1 protein-coding gene is annotated in these 451 nt (G+C 80.0%); it reads right to left on the bottom strand.

Annotated elements, in window-relative coordinates; all coding sequences use genetic code 11:
• Positions 1-78: 78 nt before the first annotated feature.
• Positions 79-451: type II secretion system F family protein (locus tag CRM73_RS19540; RefSeq protein WP_229588845.1), on the bottom strand; the 373-nt coding region annotated here is incomplete at its 5' end.

Genomic DNA, 451 nt, shown 5'->3' with positions numbered 1-451 from the left:
CGGGCCGGTCCTCGAGGGCGCAGGGGCGGACGGGGGACGCCCCGGCGGCCGGGGGCCCGCGGCTCCGGGCGCGGCGGGTCATCCGAACACCTCGGGCACGAGCCCCATCACGACCGGCAGGACGCCCCAGCAGACGAAGGCCGGCAGGGAGCACAGGCCCAGGGGCAGCACGAGCTGGACGGACAGCGACTCCGCGGCGCGCTCGGCCCGCCGGTAGGCGGCACGCCGGACCTGGGCGGCCTGCGAGCGCAGGCTCCGGGCCGACGGCGCCCCGGACGTCGCGGTGAACGTGAGCGCCTCGCGGTAGTCGGCCAGGTGCGTGGGCAGCTCGCCCGCCGAGGTCCACGCCGTGTGCCAGGGCAGCCCGAGCCGCAGCCGGGAGCCCACGCCTTCGAGGGCGGCGCCGGTGGCGTCCGTCCGGCACCCGCCCAGCACCGCCACGGCCTCCGCG

Origin of the sequence: Kocuria sp. CCUG 69068 (assembly GCF_020833785.1) — a bacterium.
In the GTDB taxonomy this organism is placed as follows: Bacteria; Actinomycetota; Actinomycetes; order Actinomycetales; family Micrococcaceae; genus Kocuria; species Kocuria rosea.
Note: the sequence above shows the minus strand (reverse complement) of the source record. Positions and strands in the feature narration are given on the sequence as shown.